The organism is Microbulbifer sp. SAOS-129_SWC (genome assembly GCF_039696035.1).
Classification (GTDB): domain Bacteria; phylum Pseudomonadota; class Gammaproteobacteria; order Pseudomonadales; family Cellvibrionaceae; genus Microbulbifer.
The window spans coordinates 107,990-130,707 of sequence record NZ_CP155567.1 but is presented as its reverse complement, the minus strand read 5'-3'; the positions used below and the strand labels follow the sequence as shown (position 1 = coordinate 130,707).

At 58.9% G+C, this 22,718-nt stretch carries 16 protein-coding genes; 10 read left to right on the top strand and 6 right to left on the bottom strand.

What is annotated here, in order from left to right; genetic code table 11:
- The first annotated feature begins 102 nt into the window (after positions 1-102).
- On the top strand, positions 103-843 hold the full coding sequence (locus tag ABDK11_RS00585; RefSeq protein WP_346838381.1) for a 4'-phosphopantetheinyl transferase superfamily protein: 741 nt from the start codon (positions 103-105) through the stop codon (positions 841-843).
- Positions 840-2,342, top strand: a complete 1,503-nt coding sequence (locus ABDK11_RS00580) for a right-handed parallel beta-helix repeat-containing protein (RefSeq protein WP_346838380.1) — start codon at positions 840-842, stop codon at positions 2,340-2,342. The genes ABDK11_RS00585 and ABDK11_RS00580 overlap by 4 nt, the downstream gene beginning before the upstream one ends.
- A 138-nt stretch (positions 2,343-2,480) precedes the next feature.
- On the opposite strand, the gene ABDK11_RS00575 is transcribed toward ABDK11_RS00580, so the two are convergent.
- A complete protein-coding gene (locus ABDK11_RS00575; protein ID WP_346838379.1) occupies positions 2,481-3,974 on the bottom strand; it encodes a hypothetical protein in 1,494 nt (497 codons plus the stop codon).
- A gap of 62 nt (positions 3,975-4,036) precedes the next feature.
- Positions 4,037-5,518, bottom strand: a complete 1,482-nt coding sequence (locus tag ABDK11_RS00570; RefSeq protein WP_346838378.1) for an oligosaccharide flippase family protein — start codon at positions 5,516-5,518, stop codon at positions 4,037-4,039.
- A gap of 500 nt (positions 5,519-6,018) precedes the next feature.
- Here ABDK11_RS00570 and ABDK11_RS00565 point away from each other — a divergent pair, with 500 nt between their 5' ends.
- The 6 genes from ABDK11_RS00565 to ABDK11_RS00540 all read left to right on the top strand — a co-directional run bounded on the left by ABDK11_RS00565 (position 6,019) and on the right by ABDK11_RS00540 (position 11,931).
- Positions 6,019-6,468 (top strand): hypothetical protein, encoded by a 450-nt coding sequence (locus ABDK11_RS00565; RefSeq protein WP_346838377.1) that lies wholly within the window; start codon positions 6,019-6,021, stop codon positions 6,466-6,468.
- On the top strand, positions 6,465-6,989 hold the full coding sequence (locus tag ABDK11_RS00560; protein ID WP_346838376.1) for a glycosyltransferase: 525 nt from the start codon (positions 6,465-6,467) through the stop codon (positions 6,987-6,989). Before ABDK11_RS00565 ends, ABDK11_RS00560 begins: the two co-directional genes overlap by 4 nt.
- A 72-nt stretch (positions 6,990-7,061) precedes the next feature.
- Positions 7,062-8,348 carry a polysaccharide pyruvyl transferase family protein gene (locus tag ABDK11_RS00555; protein WP_346838375.1) on the top strand — a complete coding sequence of 429 codons (1,287 nt, stop codon included), beginning with the start codon at positions 7,062-7,064 and terminating at the stop codon, positions 8,346-8,348.
- A 405-nt stretch (positions 8,349-8,753) separates the two neighbouring features.
- A complete protein-coding gene (locus ABDK11_RS00550; protein WP_346838374.1) occupies positions 8,754-10,112 on the top strand; it encodes a hypothetical protein in 1,359 nt (452 codons plus the stop codon).
- Positions 10,113-10,136: 24 nt separating this feature from the next.
- Entirely contained in the window at positions 10,137-11,075 is a 939-nt protein-coding gene (locus ABDK11_RS00545) for a glycosyltransferase family 2 protein (RefSeq protein ID WP_346838373.1), read from the top strand.
- A gap of 1 nt (position 11,076) precedes the next feature.
- On the top strand, positions 11,077-11,931 hold the full coding sequence (locus ABDK11_RS00540) for a glycosyltransferase (protein ID WP_346838372.1): 855 nt from the start codon (positions 11,077-11,079) through the stop codon (positions 11,929-11,931).
- Positions 11,932-12,021: 90 nt separating this feature from the next.
- On the opposite strand, the gene ABDK11_RS00535 is transcribed toward ABDK11_RS00540, so the two are convergent.
- Both ABDK11_RS00535 and ABDK11_RS00530 read right to left on the bottom strand, forming a co-directional pair.
- On the bottom strand, positions 12,022-17,799 hold the full coding sequence (locus tag ABDK11_RS00535) for an amino acid adenylation domain-containing protein (RefSeq protein ID WP_346838371.1): 5,778 nt from the start codon (positions 17,797-17,799) through the stop codon (positions 12,022-12,024).
- Positions 17,796-18,605, bottom strand: coding sequence for a CheR family methyltransferase (locus tag ABDK11_RS00530; protein ID WP_346838370.1), 810 nt, complete (start codon positions 18,603-18,605; stop codon positions 17,796-17,798). Before ABDK11_RS00530 ends, ABDK11_RS00535 begins: the two co-directional genes overlap by 4 nt.
- Positions 18,606-19,228: 623 nt before the next feature.
- Here ABDK11_RS00530 and ABDK11_RS00525 point away from each other — a divergent pair.
- Positions 19,229-20,212, top strand: a complete 984-nt coding sequence (locus ABDK11_RS00525) for a calcium/sodium antiporter (RefSeq protein ID WP_346838369.1) — start codon at positions 19,229-19,231, stop codon at positions 20,210-20,212.
- A gap of 15 nt (positions 20,213-20,227) precedes the next feature.
- On the opposite strand, the gene ABDK11_RS00520 is transcribed toward ABDK11_RS00525, so the two are convergent.
- Both ABDK11_RS00520 and ABDK11_RS00515 read right to left on the bottom strand, forming a co-directional pair.
- The gene (locus ABDK11_RS00520; RefSeq protein WP_346838368.1) at positions 20,228-20,539 is read right to left on the bottom strand and encodes a chaperone modulator CbpM; all 312 of its coding nucleotides are present in this window, start codon (positions 20,537-20,539) and stop codon (positions 20,228-20,230) included.
- Between the two features lie 2 nt (positions 20,540-20,541).
- On the bottom strand, positions 20,542-21,519 hold the full coding sequence (locus ABDK11_RS00515) for a DnaJ C-terminal domain-containing protein (protein WP_346838367.1): 978 nt from the start codon (positions 21,517-21,519) through the stop codon (positions 20,542-20,544).
- A gap of 132 nt (positions 21,520-21,651) precedes the next feature.
- Between ABDK11_RS00515 and ABDK11_RS00510 the strand changes: the two genes are divergently transcribed.
- Entirely contained in the window at positions 21,652-22,668 is a 1,017-nt protein-coding gene (locus tag ABDK11_RS00510; protein WP_346838366.1) for an alpha/beta hydrolase, read from the top strand.
- Positions 22,669-22,718: the final 50 nt, after the last annotated feature.

Genomic DNA, 22,718 nt, shown 5'->3' with positions numbered 1-22,718 from the left:
CGCCACCGGGAAAACTGGCGGCAAATACCATACCGCCCACTGCAGACTGACATATCCTCAGCGACAGACACGCGTGGTTTGCGAAGGTACAGACTCACCCTGATGTTTCCCCGGTATTCCCAGCGCGCGGCAGAGACGCCCCTGATCCACCTGGCGGATACGGATATTGACGTATTCGGCTGCCGGCTGGACAGCGACCAGGATATTTCTGTCGACGAGGCACTGGACTACCTGTCGCGGGACGAGCGACACCGCGCGCGCAGATACCACTTCATCAGCGATAGCGAGCACTATGTTCGCTGCCGGGGTTATCTGCGTAAATTACTCGGTGCCTTTCAGGCGAAACACCCTGGCGCAATCCGCTTCAGCTACGGAGAAAACGGCAAACCTTTTCTTCGCGGTGAAAACATTTCCTTCAATGTGTCGCATTCCAACGGCGTCGCCGTCTGCGCAATATCGCGCCGCGCGGAAGTCGGCATAGACGTGGAGTTCAATGATCCGCGCAGATGTGTCGAAGAGGTGATGCAACTGGTGTTTACCCCGGCGGAACGGCACCAGCTACAGTTGTGCCAGGGCAGCGCAGCGACGGCACTGTTTTTTCAGCTGTGGACAGCCAAAGAGGCGTTCATGAAGTTGACCGGTGAAGGGATGTCGCTCCACCCACGACAGATAGAGATCGGTTTTGACCGCGGGCGCCCACAGCGCTACATCAGGCCGGGGGATGGCCGGGTCAGGCTGGACCACCTGTCCCTGTTTGGTAGCAGCTTTAGCTGCCATATCGCCAGTGCTCCCCGAGGAGCATTTTCTCAAGCTCACAGCCTACAAACTGACAAAGCGACATGAAAAGCATCCACACCCTGACCATCGTCATATTCATCAGCCTGTGTTTTGCCACGCCGGTGCGGGCGGGTGACACCGGGCCGGTCTATTACGTCAATGCAAAAACCGGTAGCGACGGCAACGACGGCTCCGCAAAGGCCCCCTGGGCCAGCCTGCAGCAGGCGCGACGCGCGCTCAAAGGTCCGGCAACCGTCTATGTCTATGATGGCGACTATCCGTTTTTTTCCGAGACCGAAAGCCCGCATCCACGCGGCTACCTGCATTTCAAGGCGGCGCCACACAACCGGCCGCGGATCTTCGGCATCGAAGTCGCCTACGAACAGCCGGATGATGCCTATCTCATTTTCGAGGGCTTCGAAATCTACCGGGAAGTGCACCGCAAGCTGGTGCGATTAAAGTACGCCCGCCACGTACAGGTACTCGGATCCGTACTCCACGGGGATCGCTGGTCCCGTGGGCCCCATTCCGGCGTAGTCGGTATCGACATTCACCGCTCCAGCGATGTTCTTTTCCGCGATAACAGGGTCTATGAAGTGCACGTGGGCGTGATGATCCGCCACTCCGACAATGCCACCGTGCGGCACAATTTCATCAAGGTGAAAGGCGGCTCCGGCGTTACTTATACCTACAGCAGTAAAAACGGATTGATCGAATACAACCACATGACCGGAGAAGACTATACGCCCTATCCGGAGGATCCCCTCGCGGTGAACAAGCCCCACGCGAGCATCATTGCCATTTCCAGCAGTGACCTGGTGGTCCGCGGTAATTTCATGCACGGCTTCGGCAGTTCGTCCGGGGTGATGATGTACGACGAAGTACCGGCCTACAACAACATCCTGTTTGAGAGTAATGTGCTGTACAACTCCCCGAACAACAACGCCTTCCGGATTTACAAGCTGGGCGACAATATTGTGCTGCGCAACAATCTGTTGTTTTCCAAGATCCGCCCCGGTGCCTGCAACGGCCACACCAAGGATGCACGTTACCGTTACAACATTGCGCTCAATGTGCATGATATTGCAAAGGGATACGATGGTTCCGGCCTGTTCCTGTACAACAACATTTTTGCCGGGGCGGTACTGATGCCAGAGAAGACCACCGAGCGGGGTAACGTCTTCTGGTCCCTGGCGATAGACCGGAATTGGAAAGCGCGCGCGCCGAGTGCTTCGTCTGAAGTCATCACCGGCAGTTACATGGGCTGTGGGAACCAGCCACAGGTTCTCGAAGACGGTACCATTTTCCGTAATGTGCGCTCGCTGGCCTTCCCGCAACGCACCGTTCTGGATATTTCCCTGACGGATCAATTCCTGCGCAAAGTCACCGTGGACCGCAGCAACCTGCCGGCATACTTTATCGATGGTATCGACAAGCAGGGCTTTGTTCGCGAACCCGTGCCGCTGAAAGACGTCACTTATCCGAGTGTCGGCCCCGTGCAGAGGACCGCGCCAATGACGGGCGCCACCTCACAGCTGGATAAGCCTAGCAACGGCGCTCGCTGAAAGTGAGGTGCGCAGCGGCCGTTACCTGACGCAGCGGCCGCAGACGGTGTCAGCGCCCAGCGGGATTATGCGGGCCGGAGCAGGATGTTCCGGCGCGGCTGAAGGTGTGTCATCGCCTGGTAATTGGCACCCGTGCCATCAGCGGGAATAGGTAGTGTTGTATCGCAAGCCGGTCTTAGCGCGAAGAACCGCGAACAGCTTTTCACGCCACTCCAACGGTACCAGGTATTTGAGCTCCCGCTTCAGGAAAGCGAGTTTCATCACGCCAGATGCGCGGTTGATGGGCAACGCCAGCAACTCCGGCCATAGATAACTGATAAAGTCCTTGGCGATGCAATTCTCTTCCCGGTAGCTTTCGGGCAGTGCCAGTGCCGCCTTGTAGCATTCACCGCTGTTGAAGGGGCTCATGGTCGGGTGCGCGACCTGATGACCGTAGACACTGGGCCCGGCCCAGCCCGCCAGACGGAATTCGATAAACGACAGGTCGATGATATTCCCCACGCTCATGCCCGCAGGCAGCGTCTCCAGCCACTGTTCAGTGATGCCGACGGAGAAGTCATTGGCCGGGATGCCGTCGCGCCCCAGCAACTCGGCGGCAGAAATCCGATCGCGCGCGCCATCACCGCGAAACCAGAGACAGCTGCGGATCGCTTCGCCGCCCACGCCGCATATTTCGTGCGAGCCACAATCGTGCACGCGTACCGTGCGGCACAACTCAAGTACATGATCTTCAACGCAGCGTCCGGTGCGTTGCAGCCAGGCGTCTTTCTCCCGTTGTTCCGCATGCTCGAAGTCGATCAGGCGGTGCGATAAATTGAACTGCCGCGCAAGTTGGCCGGCCAGGTGGCGATCGAGCCGATTATCGGCATTGTTCGCCGAGATGGTCTGGAAGTGGCATTGCGCCAGCCGCTCCCGGCAACTTGCCAGTACCATGCGCGAGTCGTAACCGCCAGTGAGGTGCAAGTTGGTATGGCCAGCGTCGAGCAGTGCTCCAACATCCAACTTCACCCGATCCGCCATGCGCGCTACCAGCGCGGCGGGATCAGCGTTCGTATCCCCTTGACGACCAGGCCCGGCGGCCAGCGGAAAGACACGCTGCGCGCGCCAGTTGGCCAGCAGCAGGATATGGTTCGGCATCAGCCTGCGTAGGCCCACATAGGGGGTGGCGCCGGCCGGATACCAGATTTCACGCTTGCCACCGGTCAGTGCGTCACGGCGGCTTTCATCCCATTGCTGTGGTGCTACCCGCTTGAGAATCGCCGGTGTGGAAGCGAGGATTTTCTGTTCGGTGTTGTAGACCGGTGACAGCAGGCCTCCTGCATCCGTCAGCACCCCGACGTCGTCGCCACAGTGCAAGAGGAGCAGGAAGCGGCCGCCGAGCTCGTCGAATTCCAGCGGTAGCCCGTGATCTGCCGGGGTGAGCTGCAGCGTGTCGCCATGCTGCAGCAGCTGGCCGCGGAATATCACCCAGCCGGCCAGCAGGCCATACGGTTCACCCGCAGCGTTTTCAATCTGGACCAGCGGCAGTTCCGGGGCCGTGGAGAGCCACCGCTGCCGCACTTGCGAGCAGTGCCAACCGGGTAACTCGGTGAACGGCCGATCGGCGAGAATATATTGTTTGGGAAAATTCATCGTGTTCCTCGATATATCCGCAGAGATAAATACAGCACTAAATGAAGGGTTAACTGGAGAGCTCAGGAGCCGCCGGCGTTTTCCGCCGCGCCGCTGCGCCCCAAGGCACCGTGGATAAGCTGCCTCACTTCAGCGCGCGCCTCGCGGTTCAGCAGTGCCAGCAACACCGCCAGTGAAAATGCCAACAACGCACCACCGGCAACCAACAGCAGATTGTCCAGCAGATTCTGGCTCGGCGTGATATGGCGCCCGAGCTCGATAACACCTGCGGTGAACAATGCCAGGAAGAACCCCAGGTACGCGAACTTGCGCATAAACGCTGCCTGCGCAGCGCCGAGTTCAAGCAGCGCTACCGACATGCCCAACGCGATTATTTCTCCGGCGATCCCGCTAACGGCGATCCACATCACCGGCATCTCGTGCCAGGCAAATGCGAGTGCCAACAACAGCGCGATGCTGCGCACCAGGTTCGAATACATGCCGTTGCGTGTTCTGGCCTGACTGTTGGCAATCAGTGTGGGGGCGATGCGCACCACGCGCAGGGCCTGCATGATGCCGAGCCAGATAATGACGCTGCCCGCCGCCAGATAATGCTCGCCGAAGCTCACGCTGATCAGTGCGGCACCGGCCACGGCAAAGAAGCTGACCATGAACATCGCAAAGGAGAAACACGCAATCAGGGTGACGTTGTAATACACGTTTCCGCTGTGCCCAGCGTCGCGCACCCGGGACAGAATCGGCATCAGCAGATAGCCACTGAGTTGCGCGAAGATGATCGATGGCACCAGGCACAGGGAGAAAGCCACGCTGTACCAGCCGAGCGTCGCCATATCATAATGACTGCCGATAATCAGGCGATCACCCTGGAAAATCCCGAACATCAACAGGCCGTTGACCAGGATCGGCCAACCAAAACTGAGCTTGCGCTGCGCCAGGATCCGGTCGAAATGCCATCGATACGGTCGCCGCGCCACGATATGCGAAATAACGACATGCAGTGCTGCCTGGAGCAGGATCACCGCCAACATCACGCGGTAATCGGCAAAGACATGTACGACCGCGAAGGCGACCAGCAGCGTCAGCAACTGCGGCAGCGCATCGAATAGCGCCGTGGGCAGAAACTCCAGGTTTCTCTGCCGGGCCACATAATCGTAATTGATGAGTCCATGCAGCAGTGGAACCAGTGCGGTCAACTGGAAGGCCCAGATCAAATGTGGCAGGTTGAATAATGTCGCGATGGGTGCCGCGGTCACGTAAAGCAACGCGGCGATCAGCAGTGCCTTGATAAACTGCAACAGATGCGCAGAAGCGAGCATGGCATCACTTTCGCCCTCACGATCCTGCACCAGCACGCGATCAAGCGCGAGATTACTGGTCATTTCGACCAGCGATATGGTAAGAGCAAAGGTTGTGGCTATGCCGTAATTCTCTGCATCGACAAAACGCGCGATGGTCACATTGCGCAGGAAGGTGGCAACCGCCACGATTGCCTGGCTGAACACGAGAACCGAGGCGCCTTTTACCATACGCAGCCGGGTAGACACCTGTTCCCTCCTGCTTGCGCGTTTTCAGTCAGTGCAGATGGCCTGCATAGCGCGGCCGTTGCCTTTCTGCCGGGCCGGACGGGCGCGATTGATTCCGGCTCACTCCGTGATTCAATGCTTACGTGTCTTATCTCTCTATACATCGATTGGCGCCGTATCGACGCACCCCAGCTGATTATTTCCATGCCAGTGTTCAGTGTTAACCCTGTCTTGATAATTATTCCGCCTTGTTCTTACGACACCGTAACGAGGGGGTAACTGCCTGCCATTATTGGCTTCGCACTCACACAGCTTAGCTATAGTTTTCCTGCTCGATGTCAGTACCGCACTGTATAGATGCCAACTTTCCCGATGCGTTGGCTTGCATTCAGTACGGGACAAGGGGACCTGTGCGTTGTCGGTAAATACGACGTATGTCCTCCCGCGGCAACTGACGAGCGCGGAGCCTCGCTGTGGCTTCAAGGATAGAAGTAGCGGTATAGGGATGTAGTGGTAAAGAGATGGAAAGTAAGGTACTGGCAGTAGCCTCTATGGGCGGTCATTGGAAACAATTGCTCGCCTTGATCGACGCCTTCGAGGCGCGTACAACAGTTTTCGCGTCTACCGGCGACAACTTCGAAGCGCATTACGGCATAGCACATTATTACTGCCTGCCGGAAGCGAGCAGGAAAACCCCCTTCAGGATTCTCTGGCTTCTCATCACCGCGGTGTGGGTTGTCGCCAGGGAGCGACCCGACGTCGTGGTTTCCACCGGGGCTCTGCCCGGGCTGGCCTGTATTCTGGCCGGGAGACTCTTCGGTGCCCGTACCCTCTGGATCGACAGCATCGCCAATGTCGAGCACCTGTCAATGAGCGGGAAGCTGGCGCGCCATATCGCCACCACCACCCTGTCCCAGTGGCCCGGCCTCAGCAGAGACGGCCATGTCCTTTACCGTGGAGCCATCCTGTGAACGCTATCTTTGTCACGATCGGTACGCAGGAACCGTTCAACCGCCTGGTCCAAGCGATCGACCAGTGGGCGGCAAGCACTAGGGAAATACAGATCTATGCCCAGATAGGCGATGCCACCTATGCGCCACGCAACATGGCGTTCAGCAAATTTCTTGAGCCGGATCGCTACGCCGAGCTTATTAACCAGTGCGATTTAATCGTGTCCCATGCCGGTATGGGCTCCATCCTGACAGCGATGGAGTATTCCAAGCCGATCATCATCATGCCAAGGGATCACCGGCGGGCAGAGCACAACAACGATCACCAGCTGGGCACGGCAAGACATTTCGAGGGTAGCCGGGGCATCTACGTGGCCTATTCGCGCGAGATGCTGTACCGATATCTCGATCAACGCGAGCGGCTTCAGGCCCCCAACCTGAAACCGACGCAGAGCAGACTGGAACTCGTGACTTTTGTGCAGAACTTTATTGGCGTGCCTGACACCAGGGATGTGGTCTCCGCCGACAGCGACGTGTCTTAGTTGATACCGCGCTTCAGGGCCCTGCTATTTAATGAATACAATTTACTGCTCAGCAGACAGGGGTATTGAACCATGACCAGTGTGGCACTGCTCGGAGCTGCTCCGGATACCGGCAATCTGGGTGTGAATGCGCTGTACCGATCCATCGTTCTGGGAATCTGCGACAGGATACCCGATGCCGAGTTCTGTATTTTTGACAACGGCCGCGGCCTGCGCAACAGCCGCTGTGTCGTTGGTACCAGAGCAATCGACGTAAAGCTCTGTGGCCTCAGCAACACCCGGCGTATATATCGCCCCGAAAGCATTGCGCGAATGCAGCTGAGCGCCCTCTTCGGCGGGCTCGGCAATGCGGGAGTCGATGTACTCACACAATCACACGCGGTACTGGATATCAGCGGCGGCGACAGCTTTACCGACCTCTATGGCGCGCGCCGCTTCGAGCTGATCAGCAGACCCAAGCAGCTCGCCATCAGGCAGCGACGGCCACTGATTCTGTTGCCACAGACTTACGGTCCGTTCACCTCTTCCAGACGCCGCGCAATTGCCAAACACATATTGCGCGACTGCCACAGCGCCTGGGCCAGAGACAAATACAGTTATGCTTATATGGCTGAATTGCTCGGCACCGATTTTGACCCGTCGCGACACCGTTGCGGCGTCGACGTGGCCTTTCTGCTACCGGTCACCCCGCCCGATGACGGCCTGCGGCAAAAGCTGGAGGAGTTCACGCGGCATTCCTCCGGAGAAATCGTCGGCATCAATATCAGCGGACTTATCTACAACGACCCCGATCGGGCAGCGAGGTGCTTTTCGATCAAGGCGGATTATGCGCAAGCGCTACGTGATGTCATCAATAACATCGTAAAAAATTCCGATGCGAGTATCTTATTGATACCCCATGTATTGACCCCACCGGGACATTTTGAGTCCGACCACGAGGCCTGCCAAAAGCTCTATCACTCTTTATCTGCCAATCTGCAGCGTCGGGTTACCACACTGTCGAGCGGCTATACAGAAACGGAGATAAAGTGGGTTATCTCGCGACTGTCGTGGTTTTGTGGCACGCGGATGCATTCGACCATCGCATCCCTGTCCACCGGTGTTCCCAGCGCGGCAATCTCCTATAGCGACAAAACGTTCGGCGTCTTTTCCAGTTGCGAGCAGGAAGCCCAGGTATTCGACCCGAGATGCCTCGCCACCGCAGACCTGGCCCACGCCCTCTACCATTCGTTCTGTCGGCGGCAGGAAATAAAGTCCGCCCTGGCACGCAGGCTGCCGCAAGTTCTCAGCAGTGCAAGACGGCAAATGGACGATATCGCACAGTCCTGTCTGCAGATGACCAGCCTGGCCTGCCCCTGAAATTGTGCGAATTGACGCGGTTCATTCAATTGTGGCGGCGAAAGAGTGCTTAGCGTAATGATCGCGACTTCATTTTCCGCGCTGACCGCTAAAATTGATGCACTCATCAACCGCACTAAATACCGAGGCAGTAAACATCCTGCTTTTCAACGCAGTTGATTGAGCGGCCATTGCTCAAATAGATGCAGATTAGCAAATCCGTTGAAACTATGAAGACTCTCCACCCGCGCTACTGTTGGCAGCAGCTCGCCCTGAGCCTCAAATTACCGACAGCACTTGTATGCCTTCGAAAAATGGACGGCATGTGCCTGCACCAGAACGCGACCATCGACGCGTTGCTCGATTTATCTCTCTGTCGAAGTCTTCACTTCAGTACTATCGACAGCATCAATAATGGTGTAAACCATGATTGAACGTGAAATGCCAGCGTACTTCGGCGGCGCGCTCTGGGCGAACCACTCGCTGATCAACCCTTTCGGGCTGCTGGTGCTTGTTCTGGCCCTTGGCGCAATATTGTTGATGCCGCGCAGAAGGATGATCCTGCCAGTGCTACTGGTGGCCGTTTTTATGCCCAGTGCACTGCGTATAGCGGTTTTCTCCCTGGACTTTACCCTGTTGCGAATCGTCATACTCGTGACACTTGCCTGTGCCGCACTGCGGGGGCACCTACACAGCGTGCGATTCACCACCCCGGATAAATTACTGCTGCTGTGGACGCTGTGGGGAATCATCGCCTATGGCTTTTTAACCGGTGGCTTCGGTGGTGTCATTACCGGTATTGGCGGGGCCATCGATACCGCAGGCGCTTATCTTATTGGCAGGACCTATATAAGATCCGTGGCGGATATGCGCAAGTTGTTCAACTGGCTTGCCCTGATCTCGATGCCGATGCTGCTGTTCTTCCTGGTAGAACGCACGACCGGCCACAATGTCTTTACGCTCTTCGGCGGCGTTCCAGAGAAATTGATCGTGCGTAATGGCGAGCTCCGCTGCCAGGGCCCCTTCTCACATCCGATTCTGGCCGGGGTTTTCTGGGCCACCCTTATTCCCGGCCTGATAGCGCTGTGGATGGGAAAACTCGGTTCAAGGATTAAAATCGCACTGGCGCTGCTGTGCGCTTTTCTGATCGTCGTGTTCACCGCATCCAGCACATCTCTAATGGCGGCATTACTGGGTTTACTTGTGCTCCCCATGTACGTGTTCCGCTACAGGCTGCGCCTGATCTTCCTGGGTGCCGCTACCGCACTCATCGCCCTGCAACTCGTCATGAAGCACCCGATATGGCATTTGATGGCGAGAATCGACCTGTCTCACGGTTCTACCGGATGGCATAGATACAACCTGATTCAACAGGCAATCAACCATTTCAACGAGTGGTGGCTGGTGGGCACAAACTCCACCGCACACTGGGGATGGGGCCTGCAGGATATCACCAACCAGTATGTTCTCGAGGGTGTCAGCGGCGGCATTCTGCATTTGCTGCTGTTCGTGATGTTTCTGGCCTGCGTTTTCCTGCGCCTCGGCCGCTCGCTGCGGCTCACCAGTGACGCCGCGGAGACCTGGATCGTGTGGGGGGTGGGCGCATCGCTGTTCGTACACTGCGTCAGCTTCCTGGCCGTATCCTACTTCGGCCAGGTGGTTGAGCTTTTCTACCTGTTCATCGGTGGCGCGGTTTCCATGACCACGGTGCAGCGCTATGCACCCCGCTACGACGCAGAGCCCGTACCTGCCCCAGGCAAGATATCCTTGCATGGTGCCGGCTGATCCGGCTATCGGGGGAGGGTGAAAATGGAACTACCAGAGCAGCTGAACATTGTCTTTGTCTGCTACAACTGCGGCAGTGATATCCGCAACGTGGTGGAGGATATAAAGACAGGCGATTACCCGCGGGACCGGGTTGCGATTTATGTCGTGGACAATGACTCGACCGACGACTCCGTCGCGATCCTGCAGAACATCGCCGATATCAACCTGACGTTGATCGAGTCGCCAAAGAATATTGGCTTTGGCAGTGGCTGCAATCTGGCCGTCAGCCGTATCGCCAATAGCGGGCCGATTCTGTTCCTGAACCCTGACGTGCGGCTGCAGCACAATAGCTTGCTGAAACTGGTGGACTTCTCGCGGGCCAACCCCCAGAGCATGATATGGGGCGGGGTTACCTGTAATGCATCCGGCCAGCTGGATGGCAAAAATGCCTGGCGCGAGCCGTCGCTGCTGGGGTTGCTTTCCTGGAGCCTGTGTATTGACGCGCTGCTGAAACGTGCCGGTCATCCGGGTGTGGACGCCTATTCACAGCGCCAGATCAGTTCACGCGGGCTGGTGGATGCGGTGTCCGGCTGCTTCCTGCTGATAGACAGAACGCTGTTTAGCAATCTCGGCGGGTTCGATGAACGCTTCTTTCTCTATTCCGAGGAAATAGACCTCTGCCGCCGCGCCCGCAATCTCGGTGCCAGGCCCATGGTGACCGACCAGGCCAGGGTCATGCATATCGGCAGCAAAACACTATCCAGCGCTGACAAGCTGAATTACCTGTACCATTCAAAATTGCTTTATTTCCGTAAGTTCTGGCCAGGCTACAAGGTAAAGATCGCCCGCCTGACCATTGCGACCGGCGCATTGATTCGCTGTTGCGGATTCGCTTTCCTGTCCCTGCTCAAACGTGACTTTGATCGCAACAGAAAGCTGTGGTGGAAGTTCTTTAAGATACAGCGGCAATGGGACTTTTAGCATGTCTGGCCTTAAAAAAATGGAACTGCCCACGGTCATCATACCCGCGTACAACGAAGAAGCCTCCATCAGTGAATTACTGGATGACATCTACCCCGGAATAGCGAAAAATCATTATTCAGTGATCGTGGCGTGCAATGGTTGTAGTGATAGAACGGTCGATATCGTTCGCACCCGATTCCCGGCCGTTACCTGCCTGGACATCGACACGCCATCCAAAGTCAACGCGCTGAACGCAGCCGAGGCGCTCGGGCCCGGATTTCCCCGCGTCTATGTCGACGCCGACGTGCGTATCTCGGAGGGGTCCCTCCGTCACCTGATTGAGCGCTGTGATTCGGTGGAACGGCCACAGATCGCTGTCCCCCGAGTAATCTCGCAGACCGGACGCTGCGGCTGGTGGGTACGGCGCTATTACGCGGCGTGGGAAAAGACGGTGTTCTGTACCCGTTTCGGTTATGGCACCGGCATCTATGCATTAAACAAAGTCGCGCGCGCGGCGTTTGCGCGCTTCCCCGAGATTATTGCCGACGATGGCTACATAAGAGCCGTGCACGGCTATCGGCATATACTGATCTGCAGCGCAGCAACCAGCCAGGTCACGGTACCCAAAAATCTGTACGAACTGATAAAAATCAAGATTCGCAGCAAGCTTGGCAATCTGCAGCTGCAGCGGGATTTTAATTTTGGCAGTGCGCCGGTGCCGCGAGCCAGCCGCTTTTCGGCTGCGCCCTCCCCGGCAGAATTTCTGGCTTATACCGTTGTGAATATGATCGCGCGCCTCCAGGCCAAGCGGTATCTGCGCAGATTTTCCAGCTACCGCTGGCACCGCGATGAATCCAGCCGCTCCAGCACCTGATATCCGGCGCTATCCAGTCTGCCAATCGAACCACGCACCGATCCGGAAGCCGCGCACCCTGCTGCGCGACCGCCGGCTTCCGGTATCGGTCTAGCGCACCCGATCGCCCTCCAGTGGCTGCATGAATTGCTGCCGGCTCTGGTACAGCTTGTTGCCGGACATCTGCCACCACTTGAGTCCGAGTAACTTCCTGATCGTCGCGCGGGAGAAGCGATAGCGCACCACCCGCGCGGGATAGCCGGCAACCACCGCATAGGGCGGCACATCCTCGACCACAATGGAGCCGGCCGCGATCACCGCCCCGTCGCCGATTTTTCTGGTCGGATAGAGAATTTTCGCCCCATCGCCGATCCACACATCGTTGCCCACCTCGATCTGGACCCGATCCAACTCGTAACCGGGGCTGAAGCCGAGCTCCGAATAGTAGAAGATACCGTGTGTGGATAACGTGTTTCTGGGGTGGTCGGCATTCTGGAATGTTGCCGTGGGATAGATGGTGCAATACTTGCCTACCCTGGTAGTGAGCTTCAGTCGCATCGGGTCAAAGCGAATACTGGTGAAATCCCCCACGTCGATATCATAATATTTCTTATACAGCTTGCGCATCGTGGTGCTGAAGGTGGATCCACCCTCCAGCTTGAGAATGACTTTCTGCAGTAGCGTCCGCACAAAACGACGATCGATCGCGAACATTGGTGCCAGCCATTGCCTGGCTATTTTCGACTCTCGCATTCGCATGCCGTGGGCAACATTCGCAGAGGTTGCCGCATCCCGGTTTGCTGCAACGGCATCCACAATCGTATCGACCTGTCTTTCTGCCTCCTCGCTCAATTCCGCGGAATCAATCACCTGGGCTTCCGACTGGCCATTGATAAAGCGCCGTATCGCGGCCGCCAATGTCTCGACGCTGGGAAAGTCGAACAACAGCGTGGGGGGCATTTCCAAGGAAAACTGGCTGTTGAGCCGAGCGATGACATGCAATGCCGAGAGCGAGTGTCCGCCGAGATCGAAGAAGCTGGCCTCGGTGGAGGTGACGTCGACTTTGAGCACCTGCTGCAGTACGGAGATCACCGCCGCGGAGACATCATCGCCGTCGGCGACGCTCGCGGTGGCGTCAATCGTTGATCGGGCCTCCGGCCGGGTGAACTGTTTACGGTCTATTTTCCCATTCGGTGTCAGCGGGAATTCCGCAACCGTCTCGAAGGCGGAGGGAATCATATAGTCGGGCAGTGAGGCCCGCAGCGTTTCGCGTAATTGCCGGATATCGATGTGTTCGCCATTGGCGGGAATCATATAGGCGGCCAGGGTATTGGAGCCGTAGTCGTCCTCGTGGGCAATCACCACACACTGGCGCACACCGGGGTACTCGGCGATCAAGGCTTCGATTTCCCCCACTTCGACGCGGAATCCACGGATTTTCACCTGACTGTCGATACGCCCCAGATAGGCAATGCGGCCGTCTTCCAGGCGCTCCACCAGATCGCCGGTTCGGTAAATGCGCCGCCTCGGTGACAGCGGGAAGTTGATAAACTTCTCGGCCGTGAGTTCCGGCCGATTCAGGTAGCCGCTGGCCAGGCCATCGCCACCGATGCACAGCTCCCCCGGCACACCGAGCGGCTGTACGGTTTGCGCATCGCCGAGTACCAGGAGTTGCGTATTGGCGATCGGTTGGCCGATAAACTCGGCATCCTCCTTGTTGCGGATTCTGCTCACCGAGGACCAGATAGTGGTTTCGGTGGGGCCGTACAGGTTCCAGACCTCCAGCTCGCAGTCGAGCAGGCGTTGCGCCAGATCCTGGCCCATCGCCTCACCGCCGCACAGCACGCGTATACCCGGCTCGCCCTTCCAGCCGTAATCCAGCAGCATGCGCCAGGTTGCCGGTGTGGCCTGCATGACTGTGACACCGTGTTCGCGCAGGCTGTGCGTAATCTTTTCCGGATTCAGCGCCGCAGTGCGGCTCTGCACCACCACTCTGCCGCCGCTGATGAGTGGCAGGAAGATTTCCAGCATCGCGATATCGAAGCAAATCGTGGTGACCGCAAGCAGCGTGTCCCCGGTATCGAAGCCCGGCTGCGATTGCATGGAGAGGAGGAAGTTGACGAGGCCGCCCTGAGTGACCTGTACGCCCTTTGGTTTTCCGGTGGAACCGGAGGTGTAGATGACATAGGCGAGATCATCCGGTTCCGTCACATGGCCGGGGTTTTCCATGGCCACGGCATCGTCGAAGACCGCACCACTGTCAATCTGTAGTACCCGGCCAGCAAAGCCGGAGCAGGGTTCCTGCGTCCCGCTACTGCAGATCAGATACCCGGTGCCGCAGTCTTCCAGCATGTACTCGAGGCGGTCGCGGGGAAAATCGGGATCCAGCGGCACATAGGCGCCCCCGGCTTTCCACACCGCCAGCAGGGCGATGACAAGATCCGCGGAACGATTCAGGCACACGGCGACCAGGTCGCCCGCTGTGACGCCGCTTTCGGTGAGTACACGGGCGAACGCATTGGCCCGCTGGTTAAGCTGCCGGTAGGAGAGGCGCTCAGTATCGGTAACCAGCGCTGTATCCTCTGGACATTGTCGCGCGCGTCGCTCGAAGCGCTTGCGCGTATCGCAGGCCTGCACAAGTGGCGCTTGCGTCTGGTTCCAGCGCGCACACAGACGCTGGCGCTCTTTCTCCGGCACCATTTCCAGCGCGCGTACCGGCGTATCCGGATGCTCGATGGCCGCGATCAACAACTGGGTATAACTCTGCGCGATACGCTCGACGGTTGCACGGTCAAACAGTGCACTTCGATATTCAATCGTGCCCTGCAGGCACTGGTCTTGTTCCAGCACCGATAACGTCAGGTCGAATTTGGATCCGCTGGATTGCAGATCGACCGGTGCAGTCTTCAGCCCCGGTAACTGCCAGCGCTTTCCGGTAATTTTCCGGTGTATGAACAGATACTGGAAGAATGGCGACAACCTGGAATCCCTGGGCGGATTGATTCTGGCCACCACCTCCTCAAATGGCACCTGATCGTTGGAAAACGCATCGATGGTGACACCGCGCAGCCGCCTGAGCAGCTCGCGGAAGCTCGGCTGCCCGGAGAAATCCGTGCGCAGGGTAAGCGTATTGATAAACAACCCGATCATCGCTTCGGTTTTTGTGTGGTGGCGCCTGCCGGTCGGCGTTCCGACCAGAATGTCATCCTGCTGGGTGTAGCGGTGCAACAACAGCTGCCACACCGCCACAAGCAGCATAAAATTCGTGGCCCCTTCGTGCTGTGCAAACGACTGAACTGCTGCCCACTGTGACGCCGGCAGCTTGAATCTGACATGGCCACCGGCTGAATCCGGTGAATCCGGACGCGGCCGATCCGATGGAAAATCGAGTACTGCCGGTGCGTCCGCCAGCTGCGACTGCCAGTAAGCCAATTGCCGTTCATACACGGCGCTGCCGAGGCTTCGCTGCTCACAGAACGCGTAATCCGCGAACTGAAATTCCAGTGCCGGCAGGTCGACGGCCACCCCCCGCGCGAAGCCGGCATAGAGATGCGCCAGCTCGCGGAAGAAGATCCCGGACGACCAGATGTTATCGTAGATGATGTGGTTGAAGACCAGCGCGAGGATGAACTTCCTTTCGCCCAGCCGAATCAGCGCACGACGGAACAGCGGCCCGGTCGCCAGGTTCTGTTGTTCATCCAGCAGCTTTCGGCAGATCGACAGTACCTGCGCGGAATCGATAGCGGTATCCGGATCTACCGGGCAGAGATCGACGGTTTCCAGCGGGATTGTTTCGGCGGGTAGCACCTGTTGCCAGGGGCCCTCTTCATCCGCGGGAAAGCAGGTTCTGAGGATTGCATGGCGCTCGACGATTGTGCTCAACGCACGTTCCAGCGCGGGTATGTTGAGATCCCCTTCCAGGTAAACCGTATTGGAAATGTTGTAGACCGCGTTGTTGCCGTACAGCTTGGCCGCAAGCCACATCCTGCGCTGCGCAGCGCTCACCGGCAGGCGCCCGTCGGCAGGGGCACGCTGCAGGGTGATTGCTCCCTGCGCCTCGGCGTCCGGTTCGGCGCTGTCGATCACTGCAGCCAGGGATTCCAGGTTAGGCGCCGCAAAGATGTGGCGCATGGTCAGGTTTACCGAGAACCGTTCATTGATCCTCGCCAGCAGTTGCGTGGCGGTCAGTGAGTGGCCGCCGAGATCGAAGAAGTTCTGGTTGACGCCCACTGCACCGCGATTCAGCAGCTCGCGGCAGAATTTGACCAGATAGGCCTCTGTTTTGCTGCGCGGATTGACCAGTTCCGTGCAGGAGAGTTCGTTGCTGCTATCCGGCGGCGGCAGTGCGTTGCGATCGACCTTGTTGTTTGGCGTCTTGGGTAGCCTTTCCTGGCGCACGTATACGGTCGGGATCATGTAGTAGTTGAGCCGCTCGCGCAGGTAGTTGCGCAGTTGCTGTACCGAGAGTTCGCGCCCCGGCTCGATGACGATATACGCCACCAGCTGGGTTTCGTTGTTGATATCCCTGGCCACCGCTACCGCCTCGGCAATATCCGGGTGATCGATCAGGTGCGCCTCGACTTCGCTGGTCTCCACGCGGAAACCGCGTATTTTTACCTGGAAGTCTTTTCTGCCGCGGTGGTGCAGCAGGCCGTCGGGATCGAGTTGCCCCAGGTCGCCGGTGCGGTAAATTCGCGTTTGCGGGTCGCGCGGATCCGTGCTCAAGGTCTTGGCCGTGGCTTGCGGATTTTTCCAGTAACCCAGGGTGATGTAGCGGCTGCGTACGGTTATTTCGCCAATCTCACCCGCGGCGACTTCCCGCCCCTGCTCGTCGAGCAACTGAATGTCGACCCCTTCCACCGGATAACCTATCGGGACAACCTCCGCATCGATTTCCGTTTCCGGACCGATATGGAAATATCGCATGGTGCCCGTCTCGGTGGAGCCGAGGCCGGTGTAGAATTCGATATTGCGCGAAAACACGCGGCGCGCCAGAGCAACATCGCTGGTCAGTACCCGCTCGCCGCCAAAGGTGACCAGCCGGATATCGAACACCGCGCTGGAATCGCTATAGCACCTGGCGAACTGGCGAAATACCGATGCGACCGAGTGGTAGATGGTGATACCGCGCGATTTCAACCAACCCGCGAGTTTATCCACGCCCTCGACCTGAATGTCATACGGGAACAGCGAGGCCCCATTCAGCAGCGCGCCGAACATGCAATAAACCGACGCGATTACACTGAAAGAATAAAACAGGGTCATGCGGTCTTCGGCGGTGACCTTCTGCAGGTTGCTGCGCCGCATGCAGCCGTGCAGGACATTGCGCTGGTTTTGCATCACGCCTTTGGGCCGGCCGGTGGACCCCGAGGTATAGATGATGTAGGCCAGTGCGTCCGGCGATATCTCCAGATCGAGATTTTCGCTGGAGGTATTTTCCCCCACGTTATCCAGATCGAGTATCTGTGTTTGCGTTCCCGCCAGCGCCTGTGCCCCCTGGCGGTTGGTGCCGTTACTCAACAGCAGCGCCGCCTCGGACTGGCCGTAAATATACTGGTTCCGGGCCGCGGGAAATTCGGGGTCTATCGGCACATAGGCGTGACCACATTTCAACACGGCGAGAACTGCCGCGACGTATTGAATCCCCTTCTCCAGGTAGATGGCTACCCTGGCCGGTTCCGACGCGGGCACAAGTGCGAGAATCTGCCGGGCCATGCGGTTGGCGAGCTGGTTTAGCGCGTCGTAGCTCAGCGAGGCATTCGCGTCGGTGACGGCGAGGCGCTCGCCGTGAATTTGTACTTGCTTTTCAAATCTGGCGGCAACGGACTGCTCTGTCTCGGCGAGCGTAAATCCCTCACCATCGCGCGCTAACTTGTCGGCAACGTTCATGTTCTGGCCTTGCTGTAAATCGTGCAGTGTTCCCGCATCCATTCCCTGGAGCGGCGGCTGAAGGGTTTTCTGCCCCAATAGGCTCCCGCCCAGCCGCTGCCGCGATCGACACGCGCATCATTGTGTATCTCCTCGATGAGGTAATCGATGGGCGACAGCGAGAATTTCTTGGTCATTTTCACGCGCATGTCCATATCCATGCCGTTGATAAACAGTACGGATTCTGGAGTCAGTAGCGTATTGAGGTAGGAGAAGGCCCGCCTGGCATCGGCTGCCGGCAGGTGAAAAAGCACATTCTGGGCAAAGACGAGGTCGGCCTTTCCCAGGCTGGCGATAAAATCAAGGTCAAGCATATTGCCCACGGCGAATTTTATCGGCTGCATAATCTCCGGTTTTACCCGGTATTCATCGCCGACCTTGTCGAACGTATCCTCGACGAACGCCTGCGTGACAAATGGCCCCTGATAAACCGTTTCGTGGCTGTAGACAGGATCTCTTGCCCGCTCGATCACGTCTTCCACTATGTCAAACGCGAGGATTTCATAGCGAAGCTGCGGGAAGTGTTTTTTCAAAATGTAGGATAGGGAGATGGGCTCGGCGCCGCTGCAGCAGGCGAAGACCACGATACGGATCGACTTCTTTCCGCTCCGCTCCAGTTCAGGAATCACCCGTTCCACCAGAGCCTGGTACTGATGCGGAAACCGGTAGAACTGCGTGTAGACACGATTCTTGCGCGGCGTCGTTTTTACAACAAACCAATGCTTTACGTGCCGCAACATATTTCTGAGGCGAGTTGAATTCTCCATTTTTATTCAGTTTGTCCCTTTCGATTCTTGCGCTGAATGACGTCCTGTACTTCCAGGGCTTGGCGCTTCTTTATCTTTCCCGTGTGTGAGTGACCGAGTTTGGCTCGGCCCTCTGCACCCGATTGAAACCCGAGCCGGGGGCGTTGCCATTTTTTGCCACCGGCATTTACTCCGCCGATCACTGGCGCCCTGCGACTAAGCAAAAATTATAGAAGTAGTTCGCCGATTCGAATCTGAGACTGAGGAAATCAAGGACAATTGTTTATGGGCCGGTACAGTGCCGCCCGGGCACTCTCAGCGCCGCTGGTCAGGGCACAGTGGATCCGATGCCGCTCGCTATTGCGCCGCGGCCATTCTCTTTTGATACCGCCGCAGGCAACGGGCATTGCCATGCGGTTATCGCGCTGAGCCGCCGCCGGCGAAACTGACTTGCGCCGGCCCTCCACGCAGTCCGGTGGCCGCGGAGCGTTTTCTGAACCCGGCGGAGCCGGTACAATCGCTTGCCCTTATGGCGCCGTACTGGCTGTTGGTCCTACACTCACAGCCTGTCGCGCCATAACTTGACCCGGCAGTTCCCGACGGCAGTGCGTGCCCGGGTATGCCACTGAACAATAGGATGCCAAATGCTACTCGCCCTGCTCGCCATCATCGCCGGTTTCGCCCTGCTGGTCTGGAGCGCCGACCGCTTCGTCGAGGGGGCCGCGGCCACCGCCGGGCACGCGGGTATGCCACCGCTGCTGATCGGCATGGTGATCGTCGGCTTCGGCACCTCGGCGCCGGAGATGGTGGTGTCCGCGATGGCGGCGCTGGACGGCAGTCCCGGCCTGGCACTGGGCAACGCCTACGGTTCCAATATTGCCAACACCGGCCTGATCCTCGGTGCCACCGCGATCATGATCCCGCTCAGCGTGCACTCGAAGATCGTGCGCAAGGAACTGCCCCTGCTGCTGGCGATCAGCTGCCTGACCGGTGCCTTCCTGTGGGACGGTCAGCTGGCGCGCTGGGAGGCACTGGTACTGCTGGCCGGCTTCTTCGGCCTGATCGGCTGGTCGATCGTCTCGGCGCTGCGTGGCAAGGGGGATGTGCTGGAAGGTGAGATGGCCGGCGAGCTGCAGACGCACGAGATGAGCCTCGGTCGCGCGCTCTTCTGGGTGGTGGTCGGCCTGGCGCTGCTGCTGGTCAGCTCGCGCATTCTGGTGTGGGGTGCGGTCACCATCGCCCACGCACTGGGAGTCAGCGACCTGGTCATCGGCCTTACCATCGTCGCGCTGGGCACCTCGCTGCCGGAACTGGCTGCCACCGTTATCGCGGCGCGCAAGGGCGAGCACGATATCGCCATCGGCAACGTGGTGGGCTCGAATATGTTCAACCTGCTGGCGGTGGTCGGTATCGCCGGCGCCATTGCGCCCATGTCCGGCGTCCCGTCGGAGGTGCTGACGCGGGACTGGCCCACCGTGGTCGGCATGACCGTGGCACTGTTCATATTCGCCTACGGTTTCCGCGGCGAGGGGCGCATCAACCGCTGGGAGGGCGCGCTGCTGCTGTTGTCCTATATCGCTTACAATGCCTATCTGTTCACCCACATTACGCGCGCCGCCACCCAGTAACCTTGGCCCTGCGCGCTACTTGCGCTCCAGCCGCGCCAGGTGCGCGCGCAGCTGCTCTAGCTCCTCGAGCAGCTGTATCGCCAGTGCGGCGCCGGCCAGGTTCACGCCCAGATCCCGCTGCAGGTGATAGACGCGCCGCACCCGGCGCACGCAGATGCCGCTGAATCGCCAGCGCGCCTGCACCGTACCGCGCGGCTCGATGATGCCCTCTTCCACCAGCGCCAGAATCCGGTCCGCGGGAATACCGCAGGCGCGGCACAGTTCGCCCAGGGTCAGCTCGCTCTCTTCATCCAGTAAGGTGATATCCGGGTTATTGTCCGATTGCATCGCTAGCCTCCCATGCCCGCGCGCGGGTTGAATTCAAATGCCTGGCTGAACTGGCGGTAGGCTTCTTTATGGGCGTCGGTGTCGGCCGGCGGCGTGACGATATCCAGTACCGCGTACAGGTCCCCGGGGGTCTTCGCCGGAATGCCGCGGCCCTTCAGGCGCAATTTGCCGCCATTCTTGCTGTTGGGCGGGATGGTCAGATGGACCGGGCCGTCCGGCGTCGGCACCTGCACCTTGGCACCGAGCGCCGCCTCCCAGGGCGCGAGACGCAGATCCAGGTACACCGTCTTGCCCTCGGCGCGATACAGCGGGTGCGGATTGAAGCTGATTTCCAGGTAGAGATCGCCGTGTTTGCCCTCGCCGATGCCCGGCTCGCCCTGCCCGGCCAGGCGGATTTGCTGGCCCTCGGTAACGCCCCGGGGAATCTTCACATTGAGCTTGCGCTCCTGGATCTGCGGGCGGCCGTCGGCACCCAGCACCGAGTGCTTGAGCGTGATCTGGCGGGTGGCGCCGCGGTAACTGTCTTCGATGTTGATGGCGATCCTGGCGTAAGTGTTGTCGCCGTGGGCGTGAAACTGGCGGCCGCCAGCAAATCCCCGCGCGCCGCCGAATTCCCCTCCCGGGGCGTGCCCGAAACCGCCGCGCCCGAACAGGCTCTCGAAGAAATCGCTGAACGCCTCCGGATTGGCCTCGGTGTAGCCGCCACCGTGGAACTCGAAACCCTGATCCCAGCCCGGCGGCGGGCGGAATTCCTGCCCGGACTGGTAGGCGCCGCCAAGCTGATCGTACGCGGCGCGCTTCTCCGGATCCTTGAGCACCTCGTAGGCCTCGTTGACCTCCTTGAAGCGCTCCTCGGCGTCGTCTTCCTTGCTCACATCGGGATGGTATTTGCGCGCCAGCTTGCGGTAGGCGCGCTTGATCTCGTCCTGGGCGGCGCTGCGCTCGAGGCCGAGTACTTTGTAGTAGTCCTTGTATTCCATAGGCCGCGGAATCCTTTCTCCCTACCGCCGTCCAGTGTCCCACTTTGCGCCCGCCAACAACGAAACTGGCGTCCGGCGGACGCGGTTTGTAGAGTCAAGAGTTCCTATAACTCTACAACACGACTGAGCCACATGTTCCGTATTCTATTGATGTCCCTGCTGGCGATGTTCGCCGGCCCGCTGTGCGCCGCCGACCACGCGCATCCAATCCAGGTACACAAGGATATCCCCTGGGCGCAAACCGCCGCCAAGACACTGACGATGGATATCTACACGCCGCAGAGCGACGGCGGCCGCCTCCCCGTAGTGGTGATGGTACACGGCGGCGGCTGGCTGATTAACGACAACCACATCATGGATTCCGCCGCCCGCTACCTGGCGGAACACGGCAACTTCGTCGTGGCCAACCTGAACTATCGGCTGCTCGGTGATAACCACAACCGCACGACCATGAACGAGATCGTCGAGGACGTGTTCGGCGGCGTGCTGTGGGTCAAGGAACATATCGACGACTACGGCGGCGATCCGACCGAAGTGGGGATCACCGGCGACAGCGCCGGCGGGCATCTGAGTGCGATGGTCCTGACCGCCGGCCGGCGCCTCAGCAGCCAGGGGTTTCGCAATGAGCCGCGCGGATTCAAGCCCACCTACCTGCCTGCGGGCAAGACCGCCGAGCAGGTGGCGGCGGAAGACGGCCTGGCGGTACAGGCGGCCGTGCTCAGCTACGGTGCCTTCGACCTTTACAGCGAGGCGCAACACGGCTTTGAATCGCCGGACAATATCTTCTGGAAGCTCGGCGGCGTCAGTGCGCGCGGTCTATTTGGTGACGGCATAACGGCACAGGCCAACCCCGATTACTACCGCGCCGTGTCCCCGCTGTACCTGATCCCGGCACGATCCGACGACCAGCTACCGCCCACCCTTGCGTTTGTCGGCAGTGAAGACAAGACCATACCACCGGCAGCAGTGAAGCAGTTTGTGGACAAGATGCGCGCGGCCGGCCAGCCCATCACCTTCAAGATCTACCCGGGCAAAAACCACGCGTTTCTGGACAGTGGCTGTAATAAATACCTCGGTAACTGTTTTGCCAAAGACGCGCCGGATACCCTGGACGATATGATTGCTTTCTTTGATCAGCACCTGCGCTGAGCGCCTTCTGTTCTTCTGTACGCGGATAAAAAAAGCCGCCCGTGGGCGGC